The 23,921-nt window shown below is 59.6% G+C and carries 16 protein-coding genes; 13 read left to right on the forward strand and 3 right to left on the reverse strand.

The window, feature by feature from the left end; translation table 11 throughout:
* Positions 1-11: 11 nt before the first annotated feature.
* The 6 genes from gabT to PU634_RS02535 all read left to right on the forward strand — a co-directional run bounded on the left by gabT (position 12) and on the right by PU634_RS02535 (position 9,847).
* Positions 12-1,292, forward strand: a complete 1,281-nt coding sequence (gene gabT / locus PU634_RS02510) for a 4-aminobutyrate--2-oxoglutarate transaminase (protein WP_306762502.1) — start codon at positions 12-14, stop codon at positions 1,290-1,292.
* Between the two features lie 344 nt (positions 1,293-1,636).
* Complete coding sequence (locus tag PU634_RS02515) at positions 1,637-1,828, forward strand: heavy-metal-associated domain-containing protein (RefSeq protein ID WP_306762503.1); 192 nt, start codon at positions 1,637-1,639, stop codon at positions 1,826-1,828.
* A 13-nt stretch (positions 1,829-1,841) separates the two neighbouring features.
* Positions 1,842-4,298 (forward strand): heavy metal translocating P-type ATPase, encoded by a 2,457-nt coding sequence (locus PU634_RS02520; RefSeq protein ID WP_306762504.1) that lies wholly within the window; start codon positions 1,842-1,844, stop codon positions 4,296-4,298.
* A 155-nt stretch (positions 4,299-4,453) separates the two neighbouring features.
* Positions 4,454-5,629: a formate-dependent phosphoribosylglycinamide formyltransferase gene (gene purT / locus PU634_RS02525; protein WP_306762505.1), complete on the forward strand. Its 1,176-nt coding sequence runs from the start codon at positions 4,454-4,456 to the stop codon at positions 5,627-5,629.
* A 236-nt stretch (positions 5,630-5,865) separates the two neighbouring features.
* A complete protein-coding gene (locus PU634_RS02530) occupies positions 5,866-8,700 on the forward strand; it encodes a response regulator (protein WP_306762506.1) in 2,835 nt (944 codons plus the stop codon).
* A 13-nt stretch (positions 8,701-8,713) separates the two neighbouring features.
* Positions 8,714-9,847, forward strand: a complete 1,134-nt coding sequence (locus PU634_RS02535; protein WP_306762507.1) for a response regulator — start codon at positions 8,714-8,716, stop codon at positions 9,845-9,847.
* A gap of 6 nt (positions 9,848-9,853) precedes the next feature.
* Here PU634_RS02535 and chrA read toward each other — a convergent pair whose 3' ends face one another.
* Positions 9,854-10,984 carry a chromate efflux transporter gene (gene chrA, locus PU634_RS02540; protein WP_306762508.1) on the reverse strand — a complete coding sequence of 377 codons (1,131 nt, stop codon included), beginning with the start codon at positions 10,982-10,984 and terminating at the stop codon, positions 9,854-9,856.
* 356 nt (positions 10,985-11,340) lie between these two features.
* Between chrA and PU634_RS02545 the strand changes: the two genes are divergently transcribed.
* The 6 genes from PU634_RS02545 (at position 11,341) to PU634_RS02570 (ending at position 20,735) form a co-directional block, all read left to right on the forward strand.
* The gene (locus PU634_RS02545) at positions 11,341-11,967 is read left to right on the forward strand and encodes an MASE1 domain-containing protein (protein WP_306762509.1); all 627 of its coding nucleotides are present in this window, start codon (positions 11,341-11,343) and stop codon (positions 11,965-11,967) included.
* Positions 11,903-15,472 (forward strand): response regulator, encoded by a 3,570-nt coding sequence (locus PU634_RS02550; protein WP_306762510.1) that lies wholly within the window; start codon positions 11,903-11,905, stop codon positions 15,470-15,472. The genes PU634_RS02545 and PU634_RS02550 overlap by 65 nt, the downstream gene beginning before the upstream one ends.
* 17 nt (positions 15,473-15,489) lie before the next feature.
* Positions 15,490-16,680 (forward strand): EAL domain-containing response regulator, encoded by a 1,191-nt coding sequence (locus tag PU634_RS02555; RefSeq protein WP_306762511.1) that lies wholly within the window; start codon positions 15,490-15,492, stop codon positions 16,678-16,680.
* A 20-nt stretch (positions 16,681-16,700) separates the two neighbouring features.
* A complete protein-coding gene (locus tag PU634_RS02560) occupies positions 16,701-17,807 on the forward strand; it encodes a response regulator (protein ID WP_306763647.1) in 1,107 nt (368 codons plus the stop codon).
* A gap of 140 nt (positions 17,808-17,947) precedes the next feature.
* A complete protein-coding gene (locus PU634_RS02565; RefSeq protein ID WP_306762512.1) occupies positions 17,948-20,524 on the forward strand; it encodes a putative bifunctional diguanylate cyclase/phosphodiesterase in 2,577 nt (858 codons plus the stop codon).
* Positions 20,525-20,591: 67 nt separating this feature from the next.
* Entirely contained in the window at positions 20,592-20,735 is a 144-nt protein-coding gene (locus tag PU634_RS02570) for an entericidin A/B family lipoprotein (RefSeq protein ID WP_306762513.1), read from the forward strand.
* Positions 20,736-20,783: 48 nt separating this feature from the next.
* Here PU634_RS02570 and PU634_RS02575 read toward each other — a convergent pair whose 3' ends face one another.
* Together PU634_RS02575 and hmpA are read right to left on the reverse strand one after the other, a co-directional pair.
* Positions 20,784-21,620 carry an HpcH/HpaI aldolase/citrate lyase family protein gene (locus PU634_RS02575; protein WP_306762514.1) on the reverse strand — a complete coding sequence of 279 codons (837 nt, stop codon included), beginning with the start codon at positions 21,618-21,620 and terminating at the stop codon, positions 20,784-20,786.
* 216 nt (positions 21,621-21,836) lie between these two features.
* Positions 21,837-23,033 (reverse strand): NO-inducible flavohemoprotein, encoded by a 1,197-nt coding sequence (gene hmpA, locus PU634_RS02580; protein WP_306762515.1) that lies wholly within the window; start codon positions 23,031-23,033, stop codon positions 21,837-21,839.
* A gap of 172 nt (positions 23,034-23,205) precedes the next feature.
* On the opposite strand from hmpA, the gene PU634_RS02585 reads away from it, so the two are divergent.
* A complete protein-coding gene (locus PU634_RS02585; RefSeq protein ID WP_306762516.1) occupies positions 23,206-23,796 on the forward strand; it encodes a DUF4202 domain-containing protein in 591 nt (196 codons plus the stop codon).
* Positions 23,797-23,921: the final 125 nt, after the last annotated feature.

Genomic DNA, 23,921 nt, shown 5'->3' on the forward strand with positions numbered 1-23,921 from the left:
GGAGAAACATCATGAGCAAGAACCAGCAACTTCAGCAGCGCAAGGATGCCGTCTTTGCCCGCGGCATGGGCAACATGGCCGCCGTGTATGTGGATCACGCCAAGAACAACGAAATCTGGGACGTGGACGGCAAGCGCTTTATCGATTTCGCCGCCGGCATCGCCGTGGTCAACACCGGCCACAGCCACCCGCGCATTGTGGCGGCGGTGAACGAGCAGCTGCAGCGTTTCAGCCACACCTGCGCCATGGTCACCCCTTACGAAAGCGCCGTTGAACTGGCCGAGCGGCTGGTGAAGCTGGCTCCGGGTAACAGCCCGAAAAAAGCCATTTTCGTTACCACAGGTGCCGAAGCGGTGGAAAACGCGGTGAAAATTGCCCGCGCCCACACCAAGCGCAGCGGTGTCATTGCCTTTAACGGCGGTTTTCACGGCCGCACCAACCTGGCCATGGGTCTGACTGGCAAGGTCGCGCCCTACAAGGCCGGTTTCGGACCTTTTCCCGGCGAGATCTACCACCTGCCGTATCCGAACGCCTACCACGGTGTGACCGAGGAGCAGTCCCTCAAGGCCCTGGACGAGCTGTTCCACTGCGACATCGAGCCGGGCCGGGTGGCGGCGCTGATCATCGAGCCGGTGCAGGGCGAGGGCGGTTTCTACCCGGCGCCGCCGTCTTTCCTGCAAAAGCTGCGTGCCATCTGTGATCAGCACGGCATCGTGCTGGTGTGCGACGAAATCCAGACCGGTTTTGCCCGTACCGGCAAACTGTTCGCCACCGAGTACGCCGGCATCGAGCCGGATCTGATGACCATGGCCAAGGGCATTGCCGGCGGTTTCCCGCTGTCTGCCGTGGTGGGCAAGGCCGACATCATGGACGCCGCCAACCCGGGCGGCCTGGGTGGCACCTATGCCGCCTTTCCGCTGGCCTGCGCCGCCGGCCTGGAAGTGCTGAACATCATTGAAGAAGAACAGCTGTGCGACAAGGCCCTGGCCCTGGGCGAGCTGATGAACAAGCGCCTGCACGCGCTGCAGGCCAAGTATCCTCACCATATCGGCCAGGTGCGTAACCTGGGCGCCATGGTGGCGATGGAGCTGGTGCACAATGGGGATGTGGACCAGCCCAACCCGGAACTGACCAGGGCCGTGGTGGCCAAGGGGATCGAGAAAGGGGTGATTTTGTTGTCCTGCGGTGTGCGCGGCAACGTGATCCGCTTCCTGCCCGCCCTGACCTCACCACTGGAGGTGGTCAGTGAAGGTCTGGATCTGCTTGAGCAGGTGCTGACCGAGCTCATCTGAGCCGGTGAATACGTCGATGTCAAATCATTTGGCGGGCCTTGTGCCCGCCTTTTTTGTTTTAAACCAGGCAAAACCTGTGGTGCCGGAGTGTCACAAGGCATCAGCAGGGTTGCCTCCACCGACACGCTTCGAGCCCATCCATGGGGCGCTCGGCACATGCCTTCCCTGGCATGTGACGGTCGGTTATGGCAAGCCCTGCTACTGCCTTGTGCAGCAGGGCCGTAGACATGGCTATGAGCGAAGTGAATTCACAGCATTTCATAACCAGCATCAATTCGAAGCTTGACCTTCCCCCTGTGTCAGGGTTCAAAGTAAGGGCGTCAAACTTAATCAGGAGATAAACCATGCTGACCCTTACCGTACCCGAAATGGCCTGCGGCCACTGTGTGGGCGTGATTTCCGGCATTCTGACCGAGCTGGATCCGGACTGTGAACTGAACTTTGAGCTGGCCACCCGCAAGGTGAGCATCAGTACTCACTTGCCCCGGGAACAGATTGTCGCGGCCCTGAGCGACGCCGGCTACGACTGCGAATAACACGGAGGCGGCCATGACCACAAAAACAGCGGAACTGCGTCTGCCCATCGAGGGCATGAGCTGCGCCTCCTGCGTGTCCCGGGTGGAAAAGGCGCTGGGGGCAGTGGAAGGCGTGCGCTCGGCCAGCGTCAACCTAGCCACCAACAGTGCCGAGCTGGAAGTGGCACAGAGTGCCGCCACCGCCGAGCTGGTGGCGGCGGTGGAAAAGGCCGGCTACCAGTGCCCGCTGGAGCAGGTGGAGCTGGTGATTGAGGGCATGAGCTGCGCGTCCTGCACCGGCCGGGTAGAAAAGGTATTAAGCCGGCTGCCCGGGGTGCTGTCGGCCAATGTGAATCTGGCCGCCGGCCGGGCGTATGTGGAGCTGCTTGTCGGCAGTCAGGATGTCAGCGCCCTGAGCGCCGCGGTGGCAAAGGCCGGCTTCAGCGCCGAGGCCGCCGACGATGCCCCCAAAGCCGATGAGAACGATGGCCGTGAGCGGGAGCAACAGTCACTGAAACGCTCCCTGCTTGTTGCTGCCGTGCTTACCCTGCCGGTGTTTGTGCTGGAAATGGGGGCCCACTTTGTGCCCGGCATGCATCACTGGGTTGAAGCCACCCTGGGCCAGACGCTGAACTGGCAGCTGCAGTTTGTGCTGGCCACCCTGGTGCTGTTTGGTCCGGGTTTCCTGTTTCTGAAAAAAGGGCTGCCGGCACTGCTGAAGGGCGCGCCCGAGATGAATTCCCTGGTGGCGCTGGGTGGCCTGGCGGCCTGGGGCTATTCCACCGTGGCCACCTTTGCCGGCCACTGGCTGCCCGCCGGCAGCCGCCAGGTGTATTTCGAGGCGGCGGCGGTGATCGTCACCCTGATTTTGCTGGGGCGCTTTCTCGAGGCTCGCGCCAAGGGCCGCACCGGCGAGGCCATTAAAAAGCTGCTCAGCCTGCAGGCGCCCACCGCCCGGGTGGAGCGCGACGGCCACAGTGAAGACGTGCCCCTGGAACGGGTCAGGGTCAAGGACCGAGTGCGGGTGCGCCCGGGCGAGCGCATACCGGTGGACGGCACCGTGATTGAAGGCAGCTCCTGGGTGGACGAGTCCATGCTCACCGGCGAGCCGGAGCCGGTAGAAAAAGGCAAGGGCAGTGAGGTCACCGGCGGCACCGTCAACAGCAAGGGCTCCCTGCTGGTGGAGGTGACCCGGGTGGGCAAACAGACAAGGCTTTCGCAAATCATTCGCATGGTGGAACAGGCCCAGGGGGCCAAGCTGCCCATTCAGGCGCTGGTGGACAAGGTGACCGGAGTGTTCGTGCCCGTGGTCATGGGACTGGCGGCATTCACCTTTGTGCTCTGGTGGTGGCTGGGGCCGGCGCCGGCGCTCAGCTTTGCCCTGGTGAACGGGGTGGCGGTGCTGATCATCGCCTGCCCCTGCGCCATGGGGCTGGCCACGCCCACCTCCATTATGGTGGGCACCGGCCGGGCCGCCGAGCTGGGGGTGTTGTTTCGAAAGGGGGAGGCGCTGCAGGCCCTGCACGGCGTCAAGGTGATCGCTTTTGACAAGACCGGCACCCTGACCGAAGGCAAGCCCCAGCTTACCGATTTGCACGTTAATGAAGGCTTTGACGAAGACGCCGTGCTGGCGCACATCGCCGCGGTGGAGCGGCGCTCCGAGCATCCCATTGCCGAGGCACTGGTGGCGGCGGCCAGAGAGCGCAACCTGAGCCTGCCCGAGGTGAGCGACTTCGACACCGTTACCGGCATGGGGGTGAGGGCAAAGGTCGACGGTGTGCGCGTAGACGTGGGCGCCGATCGCTACCTCAAGTCCCTGAATATGGATCTGTCGGTGTTTGCCGGTGCCGCCCAACGACTGGCCAGCGAGGGCAAAACGCCCCTTTATGCCGCCATCGACGGCAAACCGGCGGCCATTCTGGCGGTGGCCGACAAGGTCAAGCAAGGTACCCCCGCCGCCATTGCCGCCCTGCATGATCTGGGGCTGAAAGTAGCCATGATCACCGGCGACAATCAGGGCACGGCCCGGGCCATTGCCGACGAGCTGGGCATTGATGCGGTGGAGGCCGAGGTGATGCCCGACGGCAAGGTCGAGGCGCTGAAGCACCTGCGCCAGCAACACGGTGCCGTGGCCTTTGTGGGCGACGGCATCAACGATGCCCCGGCGCTGGCGGCGGCGGACGTGGGTCTGGCCATTGGCACCGGCACCGACATCGCCATCGAGGCGGCACAGGTGGTGCTGATGCGGGGCGACTTGCGTGCCGTGCCCCAGGCGCTGGCCATCAGCCGGGCCACCCTGCGCAACATTCGCCAGAACCTGTTCTGGGCCTTCGCCTACAATGTGTGCCTGATCCCGGTGGCCGCCGGCGTGCTTTACCCGGCCCTTGGCCTGCTGCTGTCGCCCATGCTGGCCGCTGCCGCCATGGCGCTGTCCAGCGTGTTTGTGGTGACCAATGCCCTGCGGCTGAAGCGGTTGTCGCCCGCGGGGTAAGCCGAATACCGGGCCAAGCCCGGTATGGCGTAAAAAATGCCGTCATGCCGGCCTTCGAGCCGGGATCTTGTTAAGTTTGGCCCCGCTCATGCGGGGTCACTTAATGGACCCGACTTGGTACAATGTGCGCTTTCTCACAAAACAGGAACTCCGTTATGACAACTCTGGGTACCCCCCTGTCGGCAACTGCCACCCGGGTTTTGATGTGCGGCGGCGGTGAGCTGGGCAAGGAAGTGGTGATCGAGCTGCAGCGCCTGGGCGTTGAAGTGATCGTGGTGGATCGCTACCCCAACTCCCCGGCCATGCAGGTGGCTCATCGTTCCCATGTGATCTCCATGCTCGATGGCGCCGCCCTGCGTGCCGTTATCGAACAAGAGCAGCCCCACCTGATCGTGCCGGAGATAGAAGCCATTGCCACCGATACTCTTGGCGAGCTGGAGAATGAGGGCTTTACCGTGGTGCCCACCGCCCGCGCCACTCAGCTCACCATGAACCGGGAAGGCATTCGCCGGCTGGCGGCGGAAGAGCTGGGGCTGGCCACATCCCCCTACCGCTTTGCCGGCACTCGGGAGGAATTCCGTGCCGCCGTGGCCGAGATCGGCCTGCCCTGTGTGGTCAAGCCGATCATGAGCTCGTCGGGCAAGGGCCAGAGCACGGTGAAAGCCGAGGCCGACATCGACGCCGCCTGGCACTACGCCCAGGAAGGCGGCCGCGCCGGCCGGGTGATAGTGGAAGGCTTTGTGCAGTTCGACTACGAAATTACCCTGCTCACCGTGCGTCATGCCGGGGGCACCGGCTTCTGCGCCCCCATCGGCCATGTGCAGGTGGACGGCGATTACCGGGAGTCCTGGCAGCCCCAGGCCATGAGCCCGGCGGCGCTGGCGGCGGCCGAAGCCATGGCGGAAAAAGTCACATCCGCGCTGGGGGGCCGTGGTCTGTTCGGCGTGGAGCTGTTTATTCGCGGTGACGAGGTGCTGTTCAGCGAAGTCTCGCCCCGGCCCCACGACACCGGCATGGTGACGCTGATCTCCCAGAATTTGTCGGAATTCGCCCTGCACGCCCGCGCTATTCTCGGCCTGCCCATTCCCGCCATTCGCCAGCATGGCCCGGCGGCCTCGGCGGTGATCCTGCCGGAAGGCAGCTCGACCCAGACCACCTTTGGTAACCTGAGCGAGGCCCTGGCCGAGCCCGACACCGAGCTGCGCCTGTTCGGCAAGCCGGAAATTCACGGCCGCCGCCGCATGGGCGTGGCCCTGGCCCTGAGTGAAAGCATCGATGCTGCAAGAGAAAAGGCCCGCCGTGCCGCCGGCGCGGTGAAGGTTACCTTTTAACCCTACGGTCGCCTGCGGTATCAACGCCGCAGGCGACGACGCAGTCCCTCTCTCCTTTCTGCTCAATTCCTGTCTTCTGCACAGGCAAACAATGCGCCAGCCGGCAAAACCGCTAAAAATATCCTCCCTACCGTGAAAGTCCCGTAAAAATGTCAATACTCAATTGGGATACATTTGAGTAACACCTATAAGCCCAAAGCACGGGAGCCCGTTGGCAAAACGGGTAAGGAAGACGCATGAAGGGACCAATGGTAATGGTGCTGCTCGGCGGCCTACTGTTGTCGGTGTCGGGCACCGGGCTGGCAGCCTTGTTTAGCCTTGAAACGGTCGTCTGGCCGGCTTCCGCTCTGGCGTTGTATGGCCTGATGGCAGGGGGCAGGCGCCTGCCGTTGTGGCTGACCTTGAGCGCCGGCCTTTGGCTGGGCCGTTTTTTGACGGCGGGCACGCCGCCCGGTGTACCCGCCATGTGGTTGGCGGGGGGAGGGGCTCTCGGGGCCATGCTGGCGGCGACCATGGCCGCCGCCAGCCTGCGAAAGGCGGGAGAAGTGAGGCGGCGGCAACACATGCGTACGGCCCTGCTGAAAGCCTTGCTGGTGATCCCCCTGGGCTGTGCCCTGGCCGCCAGTCTGGGGCTGGCAGGACTGCACCTGCAGCCGGCGCAGCCCGCCGAGGCCATGACGGATCTCTGGCTGCTCTGGTGGACGACCGATACCCTGGGAGTACTGGTGGTTGCTCCCTTTGTGCTGCCTCCCGCATACCGGATTTCAGCGGCAGAAAAAAGCGAGGTGCGGATCCTGCAATGGCTGCCCCTGTTGTTGCTGGGCATGATCATGTTGTTGCTCACCGGCGGCGAGTTGATGGCCCGCCCTGCTTTTTCCCCCGTGCTCTGGCTCGGTCTGGGCTGCATGTTGGTGATGTTGTCGACGGTATGGTTTGTGCTGGCCAGCATGCAGCAGCATGTACGTTTGCTGCACCTGCGCCGCAGCGGCCTGCGGGCGGCAAAACGAAAAAAACAGCGCCTGCGGCAGCTGCATCAGGAGCTTGACCAGCGCGTGGCCAGGCGCACCCTGGAGCTGCAACGGGCAACCGAGCAGGCGGAGTCTGCCAATCGCTCCAAATCCCACTTCCTGGCCAGCATGAGTCATGAGATCCGTACGCCTCTCAATGGAGTGGTAGGCATGCTGGACGTGCTGGCCTGCACCGGACTGACTGCCGATCAGCGGGAGATGCTGCAGGTGATCAGGTTTTCTGCCAACAGCCTGGCGGAGCTGACCAGCGATATTCTGCTGCTGTCCCGTATTGAGGCGGGCAAGCTGGAAATAGCGTCCGCGCCACTGTCGATCACCCAGGTGGTGGAGCAGACCTGTTTGCTGCAACAACAGCAGGCGGAGCAACAGGGCGTGGAGCTTCGGGTGTTTGTGGATCCTGCCATTCCAGAGCAGGTGTGCGGCGACCGGTTGAGGATCTGCCAGATCCTCACCAATTTGCTGAGCAATGCCATCAAATTTTCCAGCGGCAGCGCCTCGGGCCGTGTGTCCTTACGGGCCACCCTGTCTGCCCGGCGAAAAGACAGGGCCCTGCTTAATCTGGAGGTCAGCGACAACGGCATAGGAGTGGATGAAAGCTTCAAGGAAAACATTTTCGATTATTTCGCCCGCCAGGATGAAACAAGCATCGGCCAGTTTCAGGGCAGCGGTCTGGGGCTGGCCATCACTCATCATTTGATCAGGCTGCTGGGTGGCGCCATTTTTCTGCGCAGCCGCTCGGGGGAGGGCAGTTGTTTTACCGTGGTATTGCCGGTGGGGCTGAGCGGAACGGCACCGCCGGCCATTCCGTTGCTGAAAGGTCTGTCCTGTCTGGTGATCGGGGGCAATGACGGTGTGGAGCATGAGCTGTTTCATTACCTTAGGCATGCCGGGGCCGAGGTGCTGTTTGCCCGTAATTTGAATGAGGCGGTGGCCATGACCGGCCTGCTGCCGGCCGGCCCTTGCGTCTGGGTCCATGACTCGGGCAGGCGGCATGCGGATCTGGCAATGATCCGGCGCCATGTCGCCCGCTGGCAGGGCCCGGTTCGCCTGCTGGTGCTGGAGCGGGGTAACCGGCGGCGGGTACGGCAATGCGGCGATAACGCCTTTATGCTGGATGCCAATGTGCTCGGCTGTGCGGCCCTGGTCGAGGCCGTGGCGGTCGCCGCCGGCCATGCGCCGCCGGTGTCGGGGCTGGCCGGCCAGGTGCAAGACCGGCAGCACGTTCCGCCGGCAAGGCGCCACTGCCGGGTTCTGGTGGCGGAGGATAACGACGTCAACCAAAAGGTGATAGCCCGTCAGCTGGACGTGCTGGGGGTCAGTGCCGAGATTGCCGCCAACGGCAGCGAGGCTCTGGCCCTGTTTGACCAGGAACGCTTTGATTTGGTGTTTACCGATATTCGCATGCCACACATGAACGGATATCAGCTGACCCGTCGTATTCGGGCGAGCGGCAGCAATATTCCCGTGATAGCCCTGACCGGCAACGGCTTCAGAGAGGACATTGAAAACATGTACAGTGCCGGACTCAGCGACTGCCTGATCAAACCGGTTCATCTGCCGCAATTGCAGGCCATGCTCGACAAATGGCTGCCGCTGCCGGCAGCGCAGGCGGACCAGAGCGTGCCGTCCGAAGAGGGTGAAGCAGGCAGCGACACCATCAGGCTGTCCGTGCTGGAAGAGCTGACCGGAGGGGATGCAAAGCTGCAAAGCGAGCTGATAGGGGATTACCTCGGCCAGCTGGAGGCAATACACCGAAAGTTGCAGGTGGCCATTGGTCAGAAAAATGGCAACGCCGTTGAGCGTCATCTGCATTCGTTAAAGTCCTCATCCCGGGCCGTGGGGGCCAACAGGCTGGGGGAGCTGTGCCAGCTCCTGGAGCGCGCCTGTCATAAGGGCAGGGACTGCTGGCAAATGAGGGAGTGGTCGGACTACGAAAACGAACGGCAACGGGTGCAGCGCGTTCTTGAGCAATACCGGAGCCCGGCAGGGCGGCTGAAGATGACTCAAGGGGAGCGTCATACGACCCATGCGGGCAACGGCTGAGGGAGATCGGAATATGCACAGAGAACTTAATGGCACCCTGTTTCTGGCCGCCAACAACACCAGCACAGTGGAGTCGGTCAGCGCGCTTCTTCGGGGAGCGGTGAGCCGGGTGATTATTCCCGACATTTCCGCCGACATGGTCAGGGCCTTTGACGATAGCGAAGCAAAGGTGATTGTATTTGCCTTCAACGAGGTGGAGCAGGCGGTGGAGCTCAACGAACGGCTGCGTCAGCAGAGCCAAAGGCTGCATAGCCGGCCCTGCCGGTTGCTGGTGCTGTGTGACAAGTTTGAAGTGGAGCGCGCCTTTGACCTCTGCTGCAAGGGGGTGTTTGACAACTACATCGTCTTCTGGCCCATGGCCTATGATCCGCACCGGCTGAAAATGTCCATCCTGCAGGAGTTTCGCGAGCTCGACAAACTGGAACGCACTCGAAACAGGGTAAAAAAGCTGGCGGATCTTCACAAGGCGGTCACCGCGCTGGAGGCCATCATGGCCCGGCAGCTGGAAGGTGGCCACGCGCTGACCGATACGGTGAAATCGGTGCTGGCGCTGAAATATGAGCAGACGGCCCAGGCCGGGCCGCTCCGTGACACTGACCGCGACCACCGGGAAGGCGCCGGCATTGAGGCTCTGTATCAGCGTCTGGAAAATCTGGGGCGCATGGCGAGCAGCTTTGAGGCCCTTTCCCGGAAAAACTGTCAGTCCTCCAAAGCGGCCCTCAGCGATATTAAAACCTTCAGGGGAACCATACTGGTGGTGGAGGATGATGCCTTTCACCGCAACCTGATGGTGGCCCTGCTGAGTGCCGGCGGTTATCAGGTGCTGGTGGCGCCCTCGGCGGAAGAGGCCCTGCTGCTGTTGCAGGAAACAACCCCGGATCTGGTGCTGATGGATATCAACATGCCGGGCATGAGCGGGCTGGATGCCATCAGGATCATGCGCCAGAACGACTGGAGCAGGCATGTTCCCGTTATCGTGATCAGCGGAAACAACGAAAAGGACGTTATCGTGGAGAGCGTCCAGCTGGGCGCCTCCACTTTTATCGTCAAGCCCTTCAGCCGGCAGGTGCTGCTGAACAAGGTTCAGGCGGTGCTCCACTCCACCAGACCGGCCGCTCCCCGGGAGGTGCCCTGGAACATGATGTAACGCCGGTTACAGCCAGAATCCCAGCAGCATAAAGGCCGGGATCAGGACCAGCAGCGGACAGCGAAATACCCGCAGGGCCAGCAGTCCCAGTGCCGCGGCGGCCAGCGCCGGGGCACCGGTGATGCTGGCCACAAATACCGGCTGATACAGGGCCGCCAGCAGCAAGCCCACCACAGACGCATTCACTCCGGCAATGGCCCCGGCCATGCGCGGGTTTGAGGCCAGCGTCTGCCAGCCGTTCAGCAATGCCAGCACCAGCAAGAAGCCCGGCAGAAACACGCCAAAGGTGGCCACCAGTGCGCCGGTCAGGGGGCTCGCCGGCAACAGCTCGGCCCCGAGAAAGGCCGCCAGGCTGAACATGGGACCGGGCATGGCCTGGGCGGCGGCGTAGCCGGTGAGAAACGCCTCGCTCGACAGCTCGTCCGCCAGCAGGTTCTGCAGCAGAGGCAGCACCACATGGCCGCCGCCAAATACCAGGCTGCCGGCCTGGTAGAAGTCGGCAAAGAGCCTGGCAGAAGCCGTGTTCGTCACCAGCGGCAGCAGCAGGAACAGGCCGGCAAACAGCAGCAGAAAGGGCCAGTTAAGCACAGGAGAATGCCCGGGCTCGCCCTTGCCCCGGCGCAGCCAAAGGGCGCCGATCAGCGCCGCTGTCAGCAGCGCCGCAAACTGGGCGGCCAGCCCCGGCCACAGCCACTGCCCGGCGGCGGTGGCTACCGCCAAGGTGAGCGGCAGGCGCTGGCGGCAGAACTGGCCGGCCATGGTCAGCACGGCGTCGGCCACCACCACCAGCGCAAACAGCTTGAGACCGCTCACCACTGCCAGGGTGATGGCCGAGCCGGCGTATTGCCGGCCCAGCAGCGCCAGGGCCAGCATCAGCACAAAGGACGGCAGGGTAAAGCCCACAAAGGCGGCGATGGCACCGCCCAGGCCGGCGCGCTGGTAACCGATGGCAAACCCCAGCTGGCTGGAAGCCGGACCCGGCAAAAACTGGCACAGCGCCAGGGTGGCGGCAAAGCGCTCCTGAGGCAACCAGCCCAGCTTTTGCACGAAATGACGCTGAAAATAACCGATATGGGCGGCCGGTCCGCCAAAACTGACCCAGCCCAGCATAAAAAATTGCCAGAATACCGAAAGCATGATGAGTAACTGTGTCTGAAAAGAGGAATGCCGATAATGCCACAGCTCTCCCGAACGTTTAACCGTATATGTCGGAGGCTGGAAGCAGACATTTTTTATTGTGCGGCATACTTTTGTGAACCGGTGAGTATACATATCTCCGGTTTGTAGGTAGTAAGACTATCCTTGGTGAGACCTGCCATATCAGGGGGGATTGCAGCATGTCTCTGGCTGGTATAAATACCGATTGTTTTTGACATTCTTGTAACACTGTTGATACTCATTTAAGATCAAAGTCGTATGGTGGCGGGTCTGTCAGGCGTTCATGCCGCATTATCAAGGGACGGTTTCCCATTCAATCTGGCCCGGGTCAGGATATGTTCTCAAAGTGGTGGCCCATTGTGTTTTGGTCGGTTCAAAAAAACCTTCGCTCAGAACAACGCCTGGCGTCGGGAATTACGCAGCAGTCATGGCTAAGAGCAGTGCTGTTGTTTGGCGGGTATTTTGCCCTTGCCGAGCTGGGTATGTGGCTGGCGGTGCCGCCCTTTTACAGTGCCCCCATCTGGCCGGCAACGGGACTTGCCGTGTACTGCCTGAGCTTGTGGGGGCGGCGATATTGTTACGTGATCTGGCTGGCGGCCTGGTCGGCAGACATGTTGCACAAAACCTGGATTACCGGGCATGCTGCCGAGCCGGAACTGTTGTTGGTTACAGGTGCCACTGCACTCGGCTCCCTGCTGATGGCTCTGGTCAGCGTTATCTTGCTGCAGCCATTGATGCTGGAGCGCACCAGGCGTCTGGGAGAAGGCCGTATTATCTGGCGGTTGTTTCTGGCGGTGCCGGTGGCTGCGGCTCTGTCGGCCACTCCGGGCATTGTCAGTTTGCAGTGGTATCAGCCCCAGTCTGAAGGGGTTCTGATCGGTAACTGGCTGACCTTGGATGTCGGAATGTCTGGCGTTGTTTGCGGTCGTGCCCTTTATTCACAACGCCAGTATCACGGGTAACCGAAAACGTCGTTTTGACAGCCTCAGGCTCAGGTTGCTGCCGCTGGTGGTCGGCTTGCTGCTGGTGGTGGCGAACATCAGCCTGGCCAGGGCCGAAAAGTCGGAAAGTGATCAACAGTTTTCCATGTTGAGTGATTTGTTGCATGAGCACTTTGAAAGCGCCCTGTTGTCGCTGGACGAAATCATCAAGGCGCTCGCCGCTTTTATGCTCAGCAGTCATAAGGTGGAGCCGGCAGAATTTGATTACTATGCCCGGCGCCTGCTGAATAAAGAGGGCATAGAAGGGCTGGCCTGGATCCCTCGGGTTTCTGCTGCTGAGCGTGCCCGTTTTGAGGGCGAAGCGGGAATTGCCATTCGTGAGCAGGATGGGCGGGGCGGCCTGCAATATGCCGGCTCCAGAGCGATGTATTATCCCTTTGCCTTGATGGTTGTTCCTCGCGGCCGCCTTCCCATGGCTGGCTTTGATTTGGGCAGCACCGAACAGGCTGCCGCACTGGAGCAGGCCATTGCCAGCGGCAGGACTGTGTTGCTGCGGCGCAGTGCCATTCATGCCGAAGAGCCCGAAAGACCCGATGACTGGCGTTATCTGATGCCGGTCTATATGCCCGGTTTTAATGCCGAGCAGGCTTCGCCTCAGGAAAGGCAAGGTTCTTTTCTTGGCTTTGCCAGCGTGCTGATCTATTTCGACGAGCTGGCCAAAGCGTTGGCGCACAGCATGGAAGCCCGTGGCGTTAGCGTGTGCGTGACCATGACCGCACACGATGGCACGGATCCCGTGACCATTCTGGATAACCGCGGTCCGGCGCAAAAAAACAGGGCGCCCGACTGGTTTAATCACCCGGAATATCTTGCCGACAGAACCTTTTTGATGAAAAGCTGGTCTGTGAGTCCCTGGCAGCCGGCCCAGTCACTTTTTATGCAACTCTGGATGCTGGGCGGAATGGTACTGATGCTGCTGGTGACCTCCTATGTCGTCAATACCCAGCTCCATAATGTGCGCACAGTGCAACGAATTGCCAGGCGCACCGAAGCCTTGAAAAAAACCAGAATGGAGCTGGCCGGCATTCTGGACAGCCTGACCAATTACATTGTTGAAGTTGACGCCGCCGGCCGTGTTACCAAGGTCAACCAGTCACTGCTCAATGACTATGGGGGACACAAACAGCAACTGCTGGGGCGGCAGATTACCGATATCCCCTGGCTGCAGAACCTGCCGGCCGCCAGGCAACAGTTGAAACGGGATCTTAACAGGGCCTGGCAAGGTCTTCGTACACGAAGGGATTTCATGCTTTACCGACAATCCCGCCAGCCGTTTTTTGTGGATGTAAACGTGATCCCGATTTCCGGTGGTCGGGGGGAAGTGGAAAAGGTGATCATTTCCGCCATTGATATCACCGAACGCAAAACCGCAGAAGATAATCTGAAAAAAAGCGGCCAGATGCTGTTGGCCATGAACCAGTCGCTGGAAGGCCTGGTAGACGAACGTACTCAGGAGCTGAAAGCCCTGACAGGGCAACTCGAAGACAGGGTCAGGGAGCGAACTGCCGAGTTGGTGCAGGCCAGACAGGAAGCCGAGCGGGCCAATCAGTCCAAGTCCTATTTTCTGGCCACCATGAGCCATGAGATTAGAACGCCGCTCAATGGCGTGATCGGCATGCTGGATGTGATGGCCAGGACCGATCTGACCCGCCGGCAACAAGAGATCCTGGATATCATTCAGTATTCCGCCCTGTCGCTGAAAGAGCTGATCAATGCGATTCTGGAGTTTTCCAAAATCGAGTCCGGCAAGGTGGAGCTGGAAAAAACGCCCTTTGATATCATTCACATGATTGAACAAACCTGTGTGGCGCTGGATCAGCAGGCCAGTGCCCAGGGGGTGGAGCTCATGCTGTTTGTGGATCCCTCACTGCCCGAGCGGGTGATTTCCGACAGCCTGCGTTTGCGACAGATCCTGCTTAATCTGGTCAGCAATGCCATCAAGTTCAGCAGTATCAGGAAGCCGGGCAAGGTTTCGGTACGGGCCAGCCTGTCGGACAACGGCCGTTCGTCCATCGTGGTCCAGTTTGAGGTGGCCGACAATGGCGTGGGTATGAGCCAGGAGGCCATTGCCAGTATTTTCGAGGCCTTTACCCAGGCCGACTCGGGCACTACCCGTCGCTTTGGCGGCACCGGACTGGGGCTGACCATCAGTCATCATTTGATCACCCTGCTGAACGGTGATATTCAGGTGCAGAGCGAGCCCGAACGGGGCAGTTGCTTTACGGTGACGCTGCCGTTCGAGCTTGAGCATGAATATAGCCCCAGCCCCCGGTACGACACTCGGCTCGACGGGCTGGGTTGCCTGGTGATTGGTGGCAATCAGGGGGTATCTGAAGATCTGCTGTGTTACCTCAGGCATGAACGGGCGCGAGTGCATTTTGCCCCCGATATCGAGTCTGCCCGCCAACTGCGTGACCTCTATCCAGAAGGGCGCTGTATCTGGATTTATGATGCCACCCGCCAGAGATTTCCTGTGGCGCAGCTCAGGCAGGCGGCAGCGGCATGGCCCGAGCACAGGGTAAGTTTTGTTACGCTGGAGCGCGGTGCTCGCCGGCGTGCGAGAAAGGTGGCCGATGATCATGTGATGCTCGATGCCAATGTGCTCAGAAGGGCGGCCTTTATTGAAGCCGTGGCCGGAGCCGCCGGCTATGTTGAGCTGCCCGACAAACAGGCCCTGATGGCCCGGGCGAAGGCCAGGGAAACACTGGCGCCGCGGCCGGGGGCGCGCATTCTGGTGGCCGAAGACAATGTGGTGAATCAAAAGGTCATTTGGCAACAGCTGGCGCTCTTGGGTTATGAGGCCGATATGGCCGACAATGGGGCCGTCGCTCTCGCGCTTTACCGGCAGCATCATTATGATCTGCTGCTTACCGATCTCAACATGCCGGAAATGGACGGTTATCAACTGACCAGAAGGCTGCGTCAGGAGGATGGCAGCCAGGCATCCATTCCCATCATTGCCCTCACGGCCAATGCCTTCAAGGAAGACATGGCCCGCTGCCTGGAAGCGGGAATGAATGATTACCTGAGCAAACCGGTAGAGCTGGAGAAACTGAAGGAGATGCTTGGCCGCTGGCTATCGGCGCCACTGTCTTCACCGGCAATGACAAAAACTCAGTCTGAGCCGGTAAACGAGCCGGTAGATGCCGGTGTTCTCAGAGAACTGGTGGGGGGTGATGAAGCACTGTGCGCAGAATTACTGCAAGACTATCAACAGCAGCTGGAGCGGCAGATACGGGAAGTGCGCGAGGCCGCTGATATCGGTGATATAAAGCGTCTGGAAGAACTCGTACACAGCATGAAGTCCTCTTCCCGCTCGGTGGGGGCCCTGGCGCTTGGCGACGTGTGCCATCAAGTGGAAGTGACCTGTCATACTGATCCGCAGCAATTATCCCGGAACCGTGTGCAACGGCTGGAAATGGAAGCCGCACGAGTGATCGAATTTCTGAAACTTAATAAAAAATAATCACGGGGCAGACTGTTATGGACATATTGGTTGTCGACGATGATGTGGTGTCACTCAAGCTGTTAATTCATCATTTAAAAAAGCTGGGTTTTTCGAATGTCAGGGGCGTCGAAAGTGCAACGGATGCCCTGCGGTTGATAAAGGATGAGAACCATGTTCCCGATCTGGTTTTTCTGGATATCAACATGCCTGGCATGGACGGACTGGCCCTGATCAGAGAGCTGGAAAACATGCAGTTCAATGGTGATTTGGTATTGGTCAGTGGCCAGGACAAGAAAATACTGCACTCTTCCATTGAGTTATCCAGAGCGTGCAAAGTCAACCTGGTAGGGCATATAGAAAAACCGGCCACTCAGTCCAGTCTGGCCGAGCTGTTTGAACGACTTGATGACAAGGGCATTCAAGCCGGCCGCCATGAGTGGCAGCCTGCTGGTCGTGAGCTTGCTGCCGCCATTGAGCAGCGCGAGCTGGTTAACCACTACCAGCCCAAAATCTGTCTTGCCAGCGGCGCCGTAGCCGGGCTGGAGGCGCTGGTTCGGTGGCAGTACCCCGGGCTGGGGCTGATGGGGCCCGACCGGTTTATTGGAGCGGCAGAGCATTATGGCCATATTGATGCGCTTACTCACTTGGTTGTGGAAAATGCTCTGCGGGATTGCCGAGCCTGCTTGCAGGCTGAGGAGCCATTGTCGGTGTCGATCAATATATCCATGCTGAGCCTGTCATCGCCCGAGGTAATGACGGGCCTTTACCATCTGGTGCTGGAGCATGGTGTTTCTCCTCGTCGGATCACCTTTGAGGTCACGGAAAGCCACGTGCTGAATGACAGGCGTCAGCCTCTGGAAATACTGACACGATTAAAAATGCTGGGGTTTGGTCTGTCCATCGATGATTATGGGACAGGATATTCCAGCCTACGTCAGCTAAGGGACTATCCCTTTGATGAATTGAAGCTGGATCGTTCATTTATTGATGGCATCAGTGAAAGCGTGTCAAAACGTAATATATATAACTCTACCGTTGCCATGGCCAAAGACCTTGGTATGACTGTCGTGGCCGAAGGGGTGGAGAACATTGATGATTTGAATTTACTGAAAAGCACTGGTTGCAATTTTGCCCAGGGGTTTCTGCTGGCAAGGCCCATGCCAATAGAGACGGTACTTGAGTGGCTTCCAAGGAATGAGCACCCTGTTATTGCGGTAAAAATATGACTTTAAGGTGAAGGGTAGTGATGGTTATCAAAGGAAGCGCCGACGTTTTTGTCGCTACGGGAAGCAACAGTACGGCAGAAATCATCAGTCAGATGCTGATACCTGAGTTTGAACGACTGATCATATGCACATCGACGGAGCATGTTGTCAAAGAATTTGATGCATCTGGTGCTTGTGTATTGGTGCTGGCATACAATGAGGTTGTTCAATCCGGCGAGGTATATGATTTGCTATGCCGTCACAGTAAAAAGATTAATCTTTTACCTCACAAGGCCCTGTTGTTATGCAATAAGCATGAGGCAAAAGTAGCCTATGACTATTGTCGCGACGGTAAGTTTGACAATTATGTGGTATTCTGGCCTCTTTCTTATGATCCGTTCCGTTTATTGATGTCGATACATCAGGCATTGGTTGAACTGGACAAAATTCATCACTTGCGCGAAAAGGACAAGGTAACGCGCGAACAGCGAAATCACCTTGTTAATCTGGAAGCGCTGTTGGCCAGACAGTTGAAGGAAAGCAGTAACTTTACACTGCAGGTTAATCATGCTGTTGACCGGGTGGAAGGTTATATCAATGATACCTTCATGGCCAAACACGGTGATGGTTGGCGGAAGTCGGTAGTTTTTGATCTCGAGCAACTGAGAGGGGGGATAAAAAGTATCAGAAAAGCCACCCGTGACTTTGACTCATTTTCACATCAAAGTGACAGAACATCCCGACGTTTAAATAAAAAGAGAGGAGAAACTAAAGCCAGTATTCTGGTAGTGGAAGATGATGCCTTTCAACGTAATCTGCTGGTCGCACTGCTTAGAAGTGATGACTATGATGTGCAGTTTTCCGCCAGCGGTGAAGAGGCCATTGGCATGTTACAGCATAGTACGCCGGATCTGATTCTAATGGATATCATGATGCCAGGCATTAATGGCATTGAAACCACCCGTCTGATAAAAACGTCTCCCCTGAGCAAGAATATTCCCATCATCATTACGAGCGGGTATAACCAACGGGATGTCATTCTCGAATGCATCAACCTTGGTGCCTGCAGTTTTATCATCAAGCCCTTTAACCGACAGACGATTATCAAGAAAGTGGCAGCAGCTCTTGAGAGTAGCTCTTCAGTATGACTTTCATTGATTCGACGGTCATGGCCATCTGAGCCAGTAGAGGCTGTTTGATGTGGATCAACAAAAGTATCATTGTCCGCTGTGCCACGTGACACCCTCGGATATACTCGCGGCTTTGAAAACAGGGAGTGTTCCTCATCATGGCCGGACGTCCGACCACCATACGGCGGTATTTGCTTAACCGTACCCTGCTGTTTTCCGTTATCGGTTTTTTGCTGCTGCTGGTGGTAGCCAACCAGGCCTATCAGAGCAGTGTGCGGCAAAGCGCGCGCCAGGTGGCGGCCTCGGTGGCCCAGACTACCTTCAATTCCATGTATTCCATCATGAGCCAGGGCTGGAGCCGCAATCAGCTGGAAACCTTTTTGCAGCAGCTGGAGCAGGGCAACCGGGAGCAGGGCTTTCATATCGGCCTGTACCGGGGCGAGCTGGTGAGCGAGCGCTTTGGCGCCATCGAGCAGCGCCAGCCCGATGAGCCGCTGCTGGCTGCCGCCGCCAGCGGCGACATCAGCGCTCTGGATCTGGGAGAGCGGCTGCGCTACCTCTATCCGCTCAAGGCCCGGGCCGACTGCCTGGCCTGTCATTCCAATGCCGCGGTGGGGGATACCCTGGGTGTGATTACGGTGGAGCAGGATCTCTCCGGTCAGCTGAGCATGGCCAACCGCAACCTGCTTTATTACCTGTTGTGGTTATCACCGCTGCCGCTGCTGTTTGCCTTCTGGGCGGTGCGGCGGGTGAGCCTGCACATCAACGACTCGGTGCTGCACCTGTCCCGCAGCATTGACCAGGTGGAAAGTCTGTCCGACTTGTCGCGCATGGGCAGCGAGCGGCAGCCATTTCGTTTTATCGAGATGAACTCGATTTTCGGCCAGGTCGAACAGCTGGCCGACAAGCTGCGCAACATTGCGGTGGACAAGGATCTGCTGGAGTTTGAGATTCGGCTGCTGGAAAAATTCGTGATCACCTCGGAAGTGGTGCGCGACTGGCGGGAATACGTCAATGTACTGATGCTCGACATCAATAAGGTGCTCGACATCTACACCATGTTTTCCATCTTCAAGGTGGACGACGAACTGTTCGATCTGGAAATCTTCTGGCTGCACACGCCCACACCGGCCACCCGCCACATGATGGAGCAGGCGGTATTGGCCAGGCTGCGCGGCAGCGAGACGCCCTTCAGCCATGGCGAATTTTCCGTGCATCACAATGTGGTCAAACACGATCATGATCATCTGCTGGAGCTCGACGAACGGGACATAGAGCTGCAGACCAAGTCGCTGCTGGTGGAAGCGCCCAAGATCGGTGGCATTGTCGGCATCGGAGTGCAGGCCGACATCGTCAAGGACAAGACCCGGGTACTGGTGCTGGAGAGCATTCTCTCCACCCTGCTCAACGTGGTGGGCTCGGTCAAGGCCATCTACAAGTACACTCGGGATCTGGAGTATTACGCCACTCGGGATCCGCTTACCAACCTCTACAACCAGCGCATGCTGTGGGAGCTGCTCGACTACGAGCTGGAGCGCAGCCGCCGGCACGACTACCCGGTGGCTATGCTGCTGCTCGATCTCGACAACTTCAAGTCGATTAACGACGGCTACGGCCATGCCTGCGGTGACCTGCTGCTGACCGAACTGGCGGGGCTGCTCAAGGCGCAGCTCGGCACCGGCGACGTGCTGGCCCGTTACGGCGGTGACGAGTTCGTGATCGTGCTTACCGAAGCGGGCATGGCGCGGGCCCGGGAAGCGGGCGAGCGTATTCTGGCGGCGGTAGACGGCTTTGCCATGGACCACGACGGCGGCCAGATCCGAGTCACCTGCTCTGTGGGTGTGGGCATTTACCCCGAACATGCGGCTAACGCCAAGGAGCTGTTTATGTTCGTCGACAACCTCATGTATCGCGCCAAGAGTCAGGGCAAGAACCGGGTCTGCCTGCCCGGCGAGCAGGATGTGGCCGACATTTTTCGGAACATGAGCGAAAAGACCCTGCTGGTGAATCAGGCCATTGAACAACGTACCCTGTTGCCGGTGTTCCAGCCCATACTGCCGCTGCAGAACGGCGCTCCCGTGGCGGTGGAAGTGCTGAGCCGCATTCGCCTGGCCGACGACAGCCTGATGAATGCCGGTGAGTTTATCGAGATCGCCGAGTCCATGGGCAAGGTGCACCTGCTCGACTACATCGTGATGGAAAAGGCCTTTGCCCAGGTGCGGGAGACCGGCTTTGACGGCCTGGTGTTTATCAATCTGTCGCCCCGGGCCGTGCTGGTGGGGGATTTTCTCATGCGCGTTCGCACCCTGGTGGCCGACTATGGCATTGATCCGGGGCGGGTGGTGTTCGAGATCACCGAGCGCGACACCATCAAGAGCATGACGCTGCTGGAGCAGTTTGTTCGGGCCCTGAAGGATGCCGGCTTTTTGCTGGCAATCGACGACTTTGGCTCGGGGTTCTCGTCATTTCACTACCTCAAGCACCTGCCCATCGATTTTGTGAAAATCGAGGGCGAATTTATTGCCAACATGAGCCACGACAGCCGGGATCTGGCCTTTGTCAGCAGCATCACTCAGCTGGCCAAGCAACTGGGAGTGAAAACCGTGGCCGAATACGTGGAAAATGCGGAAGTTCTGGCCATGGTACGCGCCACCGGCATTGATCATGCCCAGGGTTACCATGTGGGACGACCCCATCCGCAACTGAGCACCTGGCTGCACATGGCAGCGCTCTGAATTCAGGTCTGGCATGCTGCCGGCACGGCTATACTGATAGCGGTTGCTTGTTGGAAGGATGAACACCATGACAGTACGACATCTGGCGTTATGGATACTGGCCGTGCTGACCCTGGCCGGCTGCAATACCCTGGCCGGTGCCGGCAAGGACATTGAACAGGGTGGTGAAGCGGTGCAGGAAGCGGCACGGGACGTGCAAAACCGGCTGTAACCGGCCCGAGCGCCAATGCCATGCCGGGGCCTGCCCCGGCATGCTTGTTTACCGCTGGCCATCCTGGCGCAGTATGCGCCTTGCCCGTGCCATCACCGGGCTGTCCACCATCTGTTCGTTGACCGCCACCACGGCGCCGTTGACCCTTTGCTCGGCAGCCAGCCCCCTCCCGGCCCAGGCGACCTGGGCCGGAGTGGGGGCCATGGCCTGCACGGCGGGGGCGACCTGGCGCGGGTGGATCAGCAGTACGCCGCCAAAGCCCAGCTTCATGCCCTCGCGCACATAGGCCTGCAACCCGGCGTCGTCGTGAAAGGCGGTATAGACGGCGTCCAGGGGGGCGGCCAGGTCATGGGCCCGTGAACACACCACCAGCTGGCTGCGAATGGGCAGAAAGGGAGCCTGATCATCGGGCTCGCCGGGCGGGGGCGGGTAGTCCATGGCCAGATCCAGCGCCATGTCGAGCTGGCCGAACAGCAGCCGGGCCACGCCGTTGGCACTGGCAATGGCATCGAGACGGGCCAGTGCCCGGGCCGATTCGATAAAGGGCAACAGCGGCTTGTCGGTGACGTGGGCCAGCTCCGCAAGCGCTTCTGCGTCTTCGGCCTTGGGCACCACCACGGCGGCCACCGCATCGGAGCGGCACAGGGCCATGTCCTGATTGAACCAGGGGCTGCCGGTGCCGTTGATGCGCACCAGTACCGACGCCGGCGGTTGTTCTGTTAACCAGTTGGCCAGCATGTTGCGGGCGGCGTCCTTGTCCGCCGCTGGCACCGCATCTTCCAGATCGATGATCACGGCGTCGGCGCCGCTGCTCAGCGCCGTTGCAAACCGCTCGGGGCGGTTCGCCGGGACAAACAGCAGGGTCTGCAGCGCATTGATATTCATAAGAAAACTCCGTTTAACCCGTTGCCAGAGCAAAGCAGGCAGTGAAGGAATCTTCTGTTTAGAACAAACCAGGCCCGGCTGCAAGCAGCACGGGCCTGGTATTCTTTATCGTGGCTGTCGCTTGCGCCGACAGCGCCCTGTGTAACCCCCCTTCCAAGGACAGTGTTCAGGGGTGTGCCGGCCAAAGCGGCGCCTGCAGCCTGGATATGCTGTCTGTTACAGGCTCTGGTGCGGGCCGAACACCTCGTAGTGCAGTTGTTCGTCGGCAATGCCCCAGCCCGACAGGGTATCCTTGACCATGGCCATAAAGGGCAGAGGGCCACAGAAGTAGTAGTGGGCGGCGGGCTGGCTGATGGCCTCACGCAGTTTGTTCAGGTCCATCAGGCCGGTGGCGTTGAAGTCTTCCGCCGGTTGGTCGTCTGCCAGCGGCGCCCGGTACCAGATGTGAGTGTGCAGGTTGGCATGGGCCCGGCGGCGGGCCCGAATGTCCGCCCTGAAGGCGTGCTGGGCGCCGTTTTCACAGGCGTGCAGCCAGTGAATGGGGGCCCTGTGGCTCTGGCTCAGCAGCTGGTCGAGCATGGCGCGCACCGGGGTCTGGCCCACGCCGGCGGAGATCAGCACCACAGGGGTTTCGGCGCTCACCTCCATAAAGAAGTCGCCGGCCGGGGGCAGCACCTGAAGGGTATCGCCTTCCCGTACCTGGTCATGCAAAAAGTTTGAGCCCACCCCGCCCTGCTCGCGCTTGACCGCAATGCGGTAGTTTTCGCCGTTGGGCGCCTGGCACAGGGAATACTGGCGGTATTCCCTGTGCTTCAGCGCGGGAGAGTCCAGGTGCAGACTCAGGTACTGGCCGGGCTTGAAGTCCAGCACGGCACCGCCGTCGGCGGGCACCAGCAGAAAGCTGGTGATCTGCTCGCTTTCCACCCGTTTCTGTTTCACCACAAAGGCCCGGGTGCCACGCCAGCCGCCGGCCCGCGTTTCGTTGTCCTGATAAATCTGCGCTTCCCGGCCAATAAAAATCTCGGCCAGGGCGCCGTAGGCCTTGCCCCAGGCGCCGATCACCTCGGGGGTGGCGGCGTCGGGAGCCAGCTCCTTGATGGTTTCCAGCAGGTGATGGCCGACAATGGCGTACTGCTCGGGCTGAATGGCAAAACCGGTGTGCTTGTGGGCAATGCGCTCCACGGCGGCGCTCAGCACCGCCGGGTTGTCGATGTTTTTGGCATAGGCCAGCACGGCGGCAAACAGGGCGGCGGGCTGGCGGCCGGTGTGCTGGTGACTGAGGTTGAAGACATCCTTCAGCTCGGGGTTATCGCGAAACATCCGCTGGTAAAAGTGCTGGGTGAGGGCGGTGTTGGCCGATTCCAGCAGGGGAACGGTGCTTTTCACGATATCAATGGTGCGGGCATCCAGCATAAGTACCTCGTTGCTCGAATTAAGGGGTATTTAAAATGTTACTTAATGGTCGCGAATAATATAGGTACATTTGAAATGCATCAATGAATTTTTGCCTTTTTTATGCCACAGGCTCGAGCTGTGACGGCGCAGCCGCTATTATTGCGGACCTTATACGGAAGGAGTCTGCCAAATGTCGTCTTTATCGGGTTTTGAGCGAGTAATTTCCGCGATTGATCAGATCAACCGCGAAGATCCCAACCAGCAGTCCAGCGATGGAACAAGCTGGCCCAAGGAGCTGCTTTACAGCGAGCGCATGACGCAAAAACTCTGCGAGTTTGCTCCCGATGCCGACGAATTACTGCACATTGCCGCCCGGGGGCAGCATGTTCGCCGCTGGGCCATTCCCCGGGCCGGTTACCCCATGGACCGGGCCGGCTACAAGCGCTGGCGCAGCGAACTGGCGCAATATCATGCCGATCTCATCACTCAACTGATGGCCGATGCGGGTTACGGTGAGGAGGCGCAACAACGGGTCCGCGACTTGCTGCTGAAAAAGCGGCTCAAGCAGGATGTGGGCGTGCAGACTCTGGAAGACGTGATTTGTCTGGTGTTCCTGCAGTATTACCTGGAAGATTTCGCCGCCCGCCACGACAAGGCCAAGGTCGTGGATATTATCGGCAAAACCTGGCGGAAAATGTCGGAAAAAGGGCATAACGCTGCCCTAGCATTGCCGTTGTCGCCGGCCATGCAGGCGCTGGTGGGTCAGGCCCTGGCTGGCTGAACATAGCCGGCAGGCTATATGGAACATACGCAAAATATATTCATTTTAAATGCAAACCGGGTGTTAATTTTTTGTTGTGCATCGGGGCCGGTGCACCCTTGACAGGACGCGAGCGAAAAGGGAGA

It is taken from the genome of Oceanimonas pelagia, assembly GCF_030849025.1.
Classification (GTDB): Bacteria; Pseudomonadota; Gammaproteobacteria; order Enterobacterales; family Aeromonadaceae; genus Oceanimonas; species Oceanimonas pelagia.

Bases quoted from the DNA above. Each gene is read 5' to 3' on its own strand.
- PU634_RS02565 (WP_306762512.1), top strand. From the start codon at position 17,948: ATGGCCGGACGTCCGACCACCATACGGCGGTATTTGCTTAACCGTACC.
- gabT (WP_306762502.1), top strand. From the start codon at position 12: ATGAGCAAGAACCAGCAACTTCAGCAGCGCAAGGATGCCGTCTTTGCC.
- purT (WP_306762505.1), top strand. From the start codon at position 4,454: ATGACAACTCTGGGTACCCCCCTGTCGGCAACTGCCACCCGGGTTTTG.
- PU634_RS02570 (WP_306762513.1), top strand. From the start codon at position 20,592: ATGACAGTACGACATCTGGCGTTATGGATACTGGCCGTGCTGACCCTG.
- PU634_RS02560 (WP_306763647.1), top strand. From the start codon at position 16,701: ATGGTTATCAAAGGAAGCGCCGACGTTTTTGTCGCTACGGGAAGCAAC.
- PU634_RS02535 (WP_306762507.1), top strand. From the start codon at position 8,714: ATGCACAGAGAACTTAATGGCACCCTGTTTCTGGCCGCCAACAACACC.
- PU634_RS02520 (WP_306762504.1), top strand. From the start codon at position 1,842: ATGACCACAAAAACAGCGGAACTGCGTCTGCCCATCGAGGGCATGAGC.
- hmpA (WP_306762515.1), bottom strand. From the start codon at position 23,033: ATGCTGGATGCCCGCACCATTGATATCGTGAAAAGCACCGTTCCCCTG.
- PU634_RS02550 (WP_306762510.1), top strand. From the start codon at position 11,903: ATGTCGGAATGTCTGGCGTTGTTTGCGGTCGTGCCCTTTATTCACAAC.
- PU634_RS02575 (WP_306762514.1), bottom strand. From the start codon at position 21,620: ATGAATATCAATGCGCTGCAGACCCTGCTGTTTGTCCCGGCGAACCGC.
- PU634_RS02515 (WP_306762503.1), top strand. From the start codon at position 1,637: ATGCTGACCCTTACCGTACCCGAAATGGCCTGCGGCCACTGTGTGGGC.
- PU634_RS02545 (WP_306762509.1), top strand. From the start codon at position 11,341: ATGTTCTCAAAGTGGTGGCCCATTGTGTTTTGGTCGGTTCAAAAAAAC.
- chrA (WP_306762508.1), bottom strand. From the start codon at position 10,984: ATGCTTTCGGTATTCTGGCAATTTTTTATGCTGGGCTGGGTCAGTTTT.
- PU634_RS02530 (WP_306762506.1), top strand. From the start codon at position 5,866: ATGAAGGGACCAATGGTAATGGTGCTGCTCGGCGGCCTACTGTTGTCG.
- PU634_RS02555 (WP_306762511.1), top strand. From the start codon at position 15,490: ATGGACATATTGGTTGTCGACGATGATGTGGTGTCACTCAAGCTGTTA.
- PU634_RS02585 (WP_306762516.1), top strand. From the start codon at position 23,206: ATGTCGTCTTTATCGGGTTTTGAGCGAGTAATTTCCGCGATTGATCAG.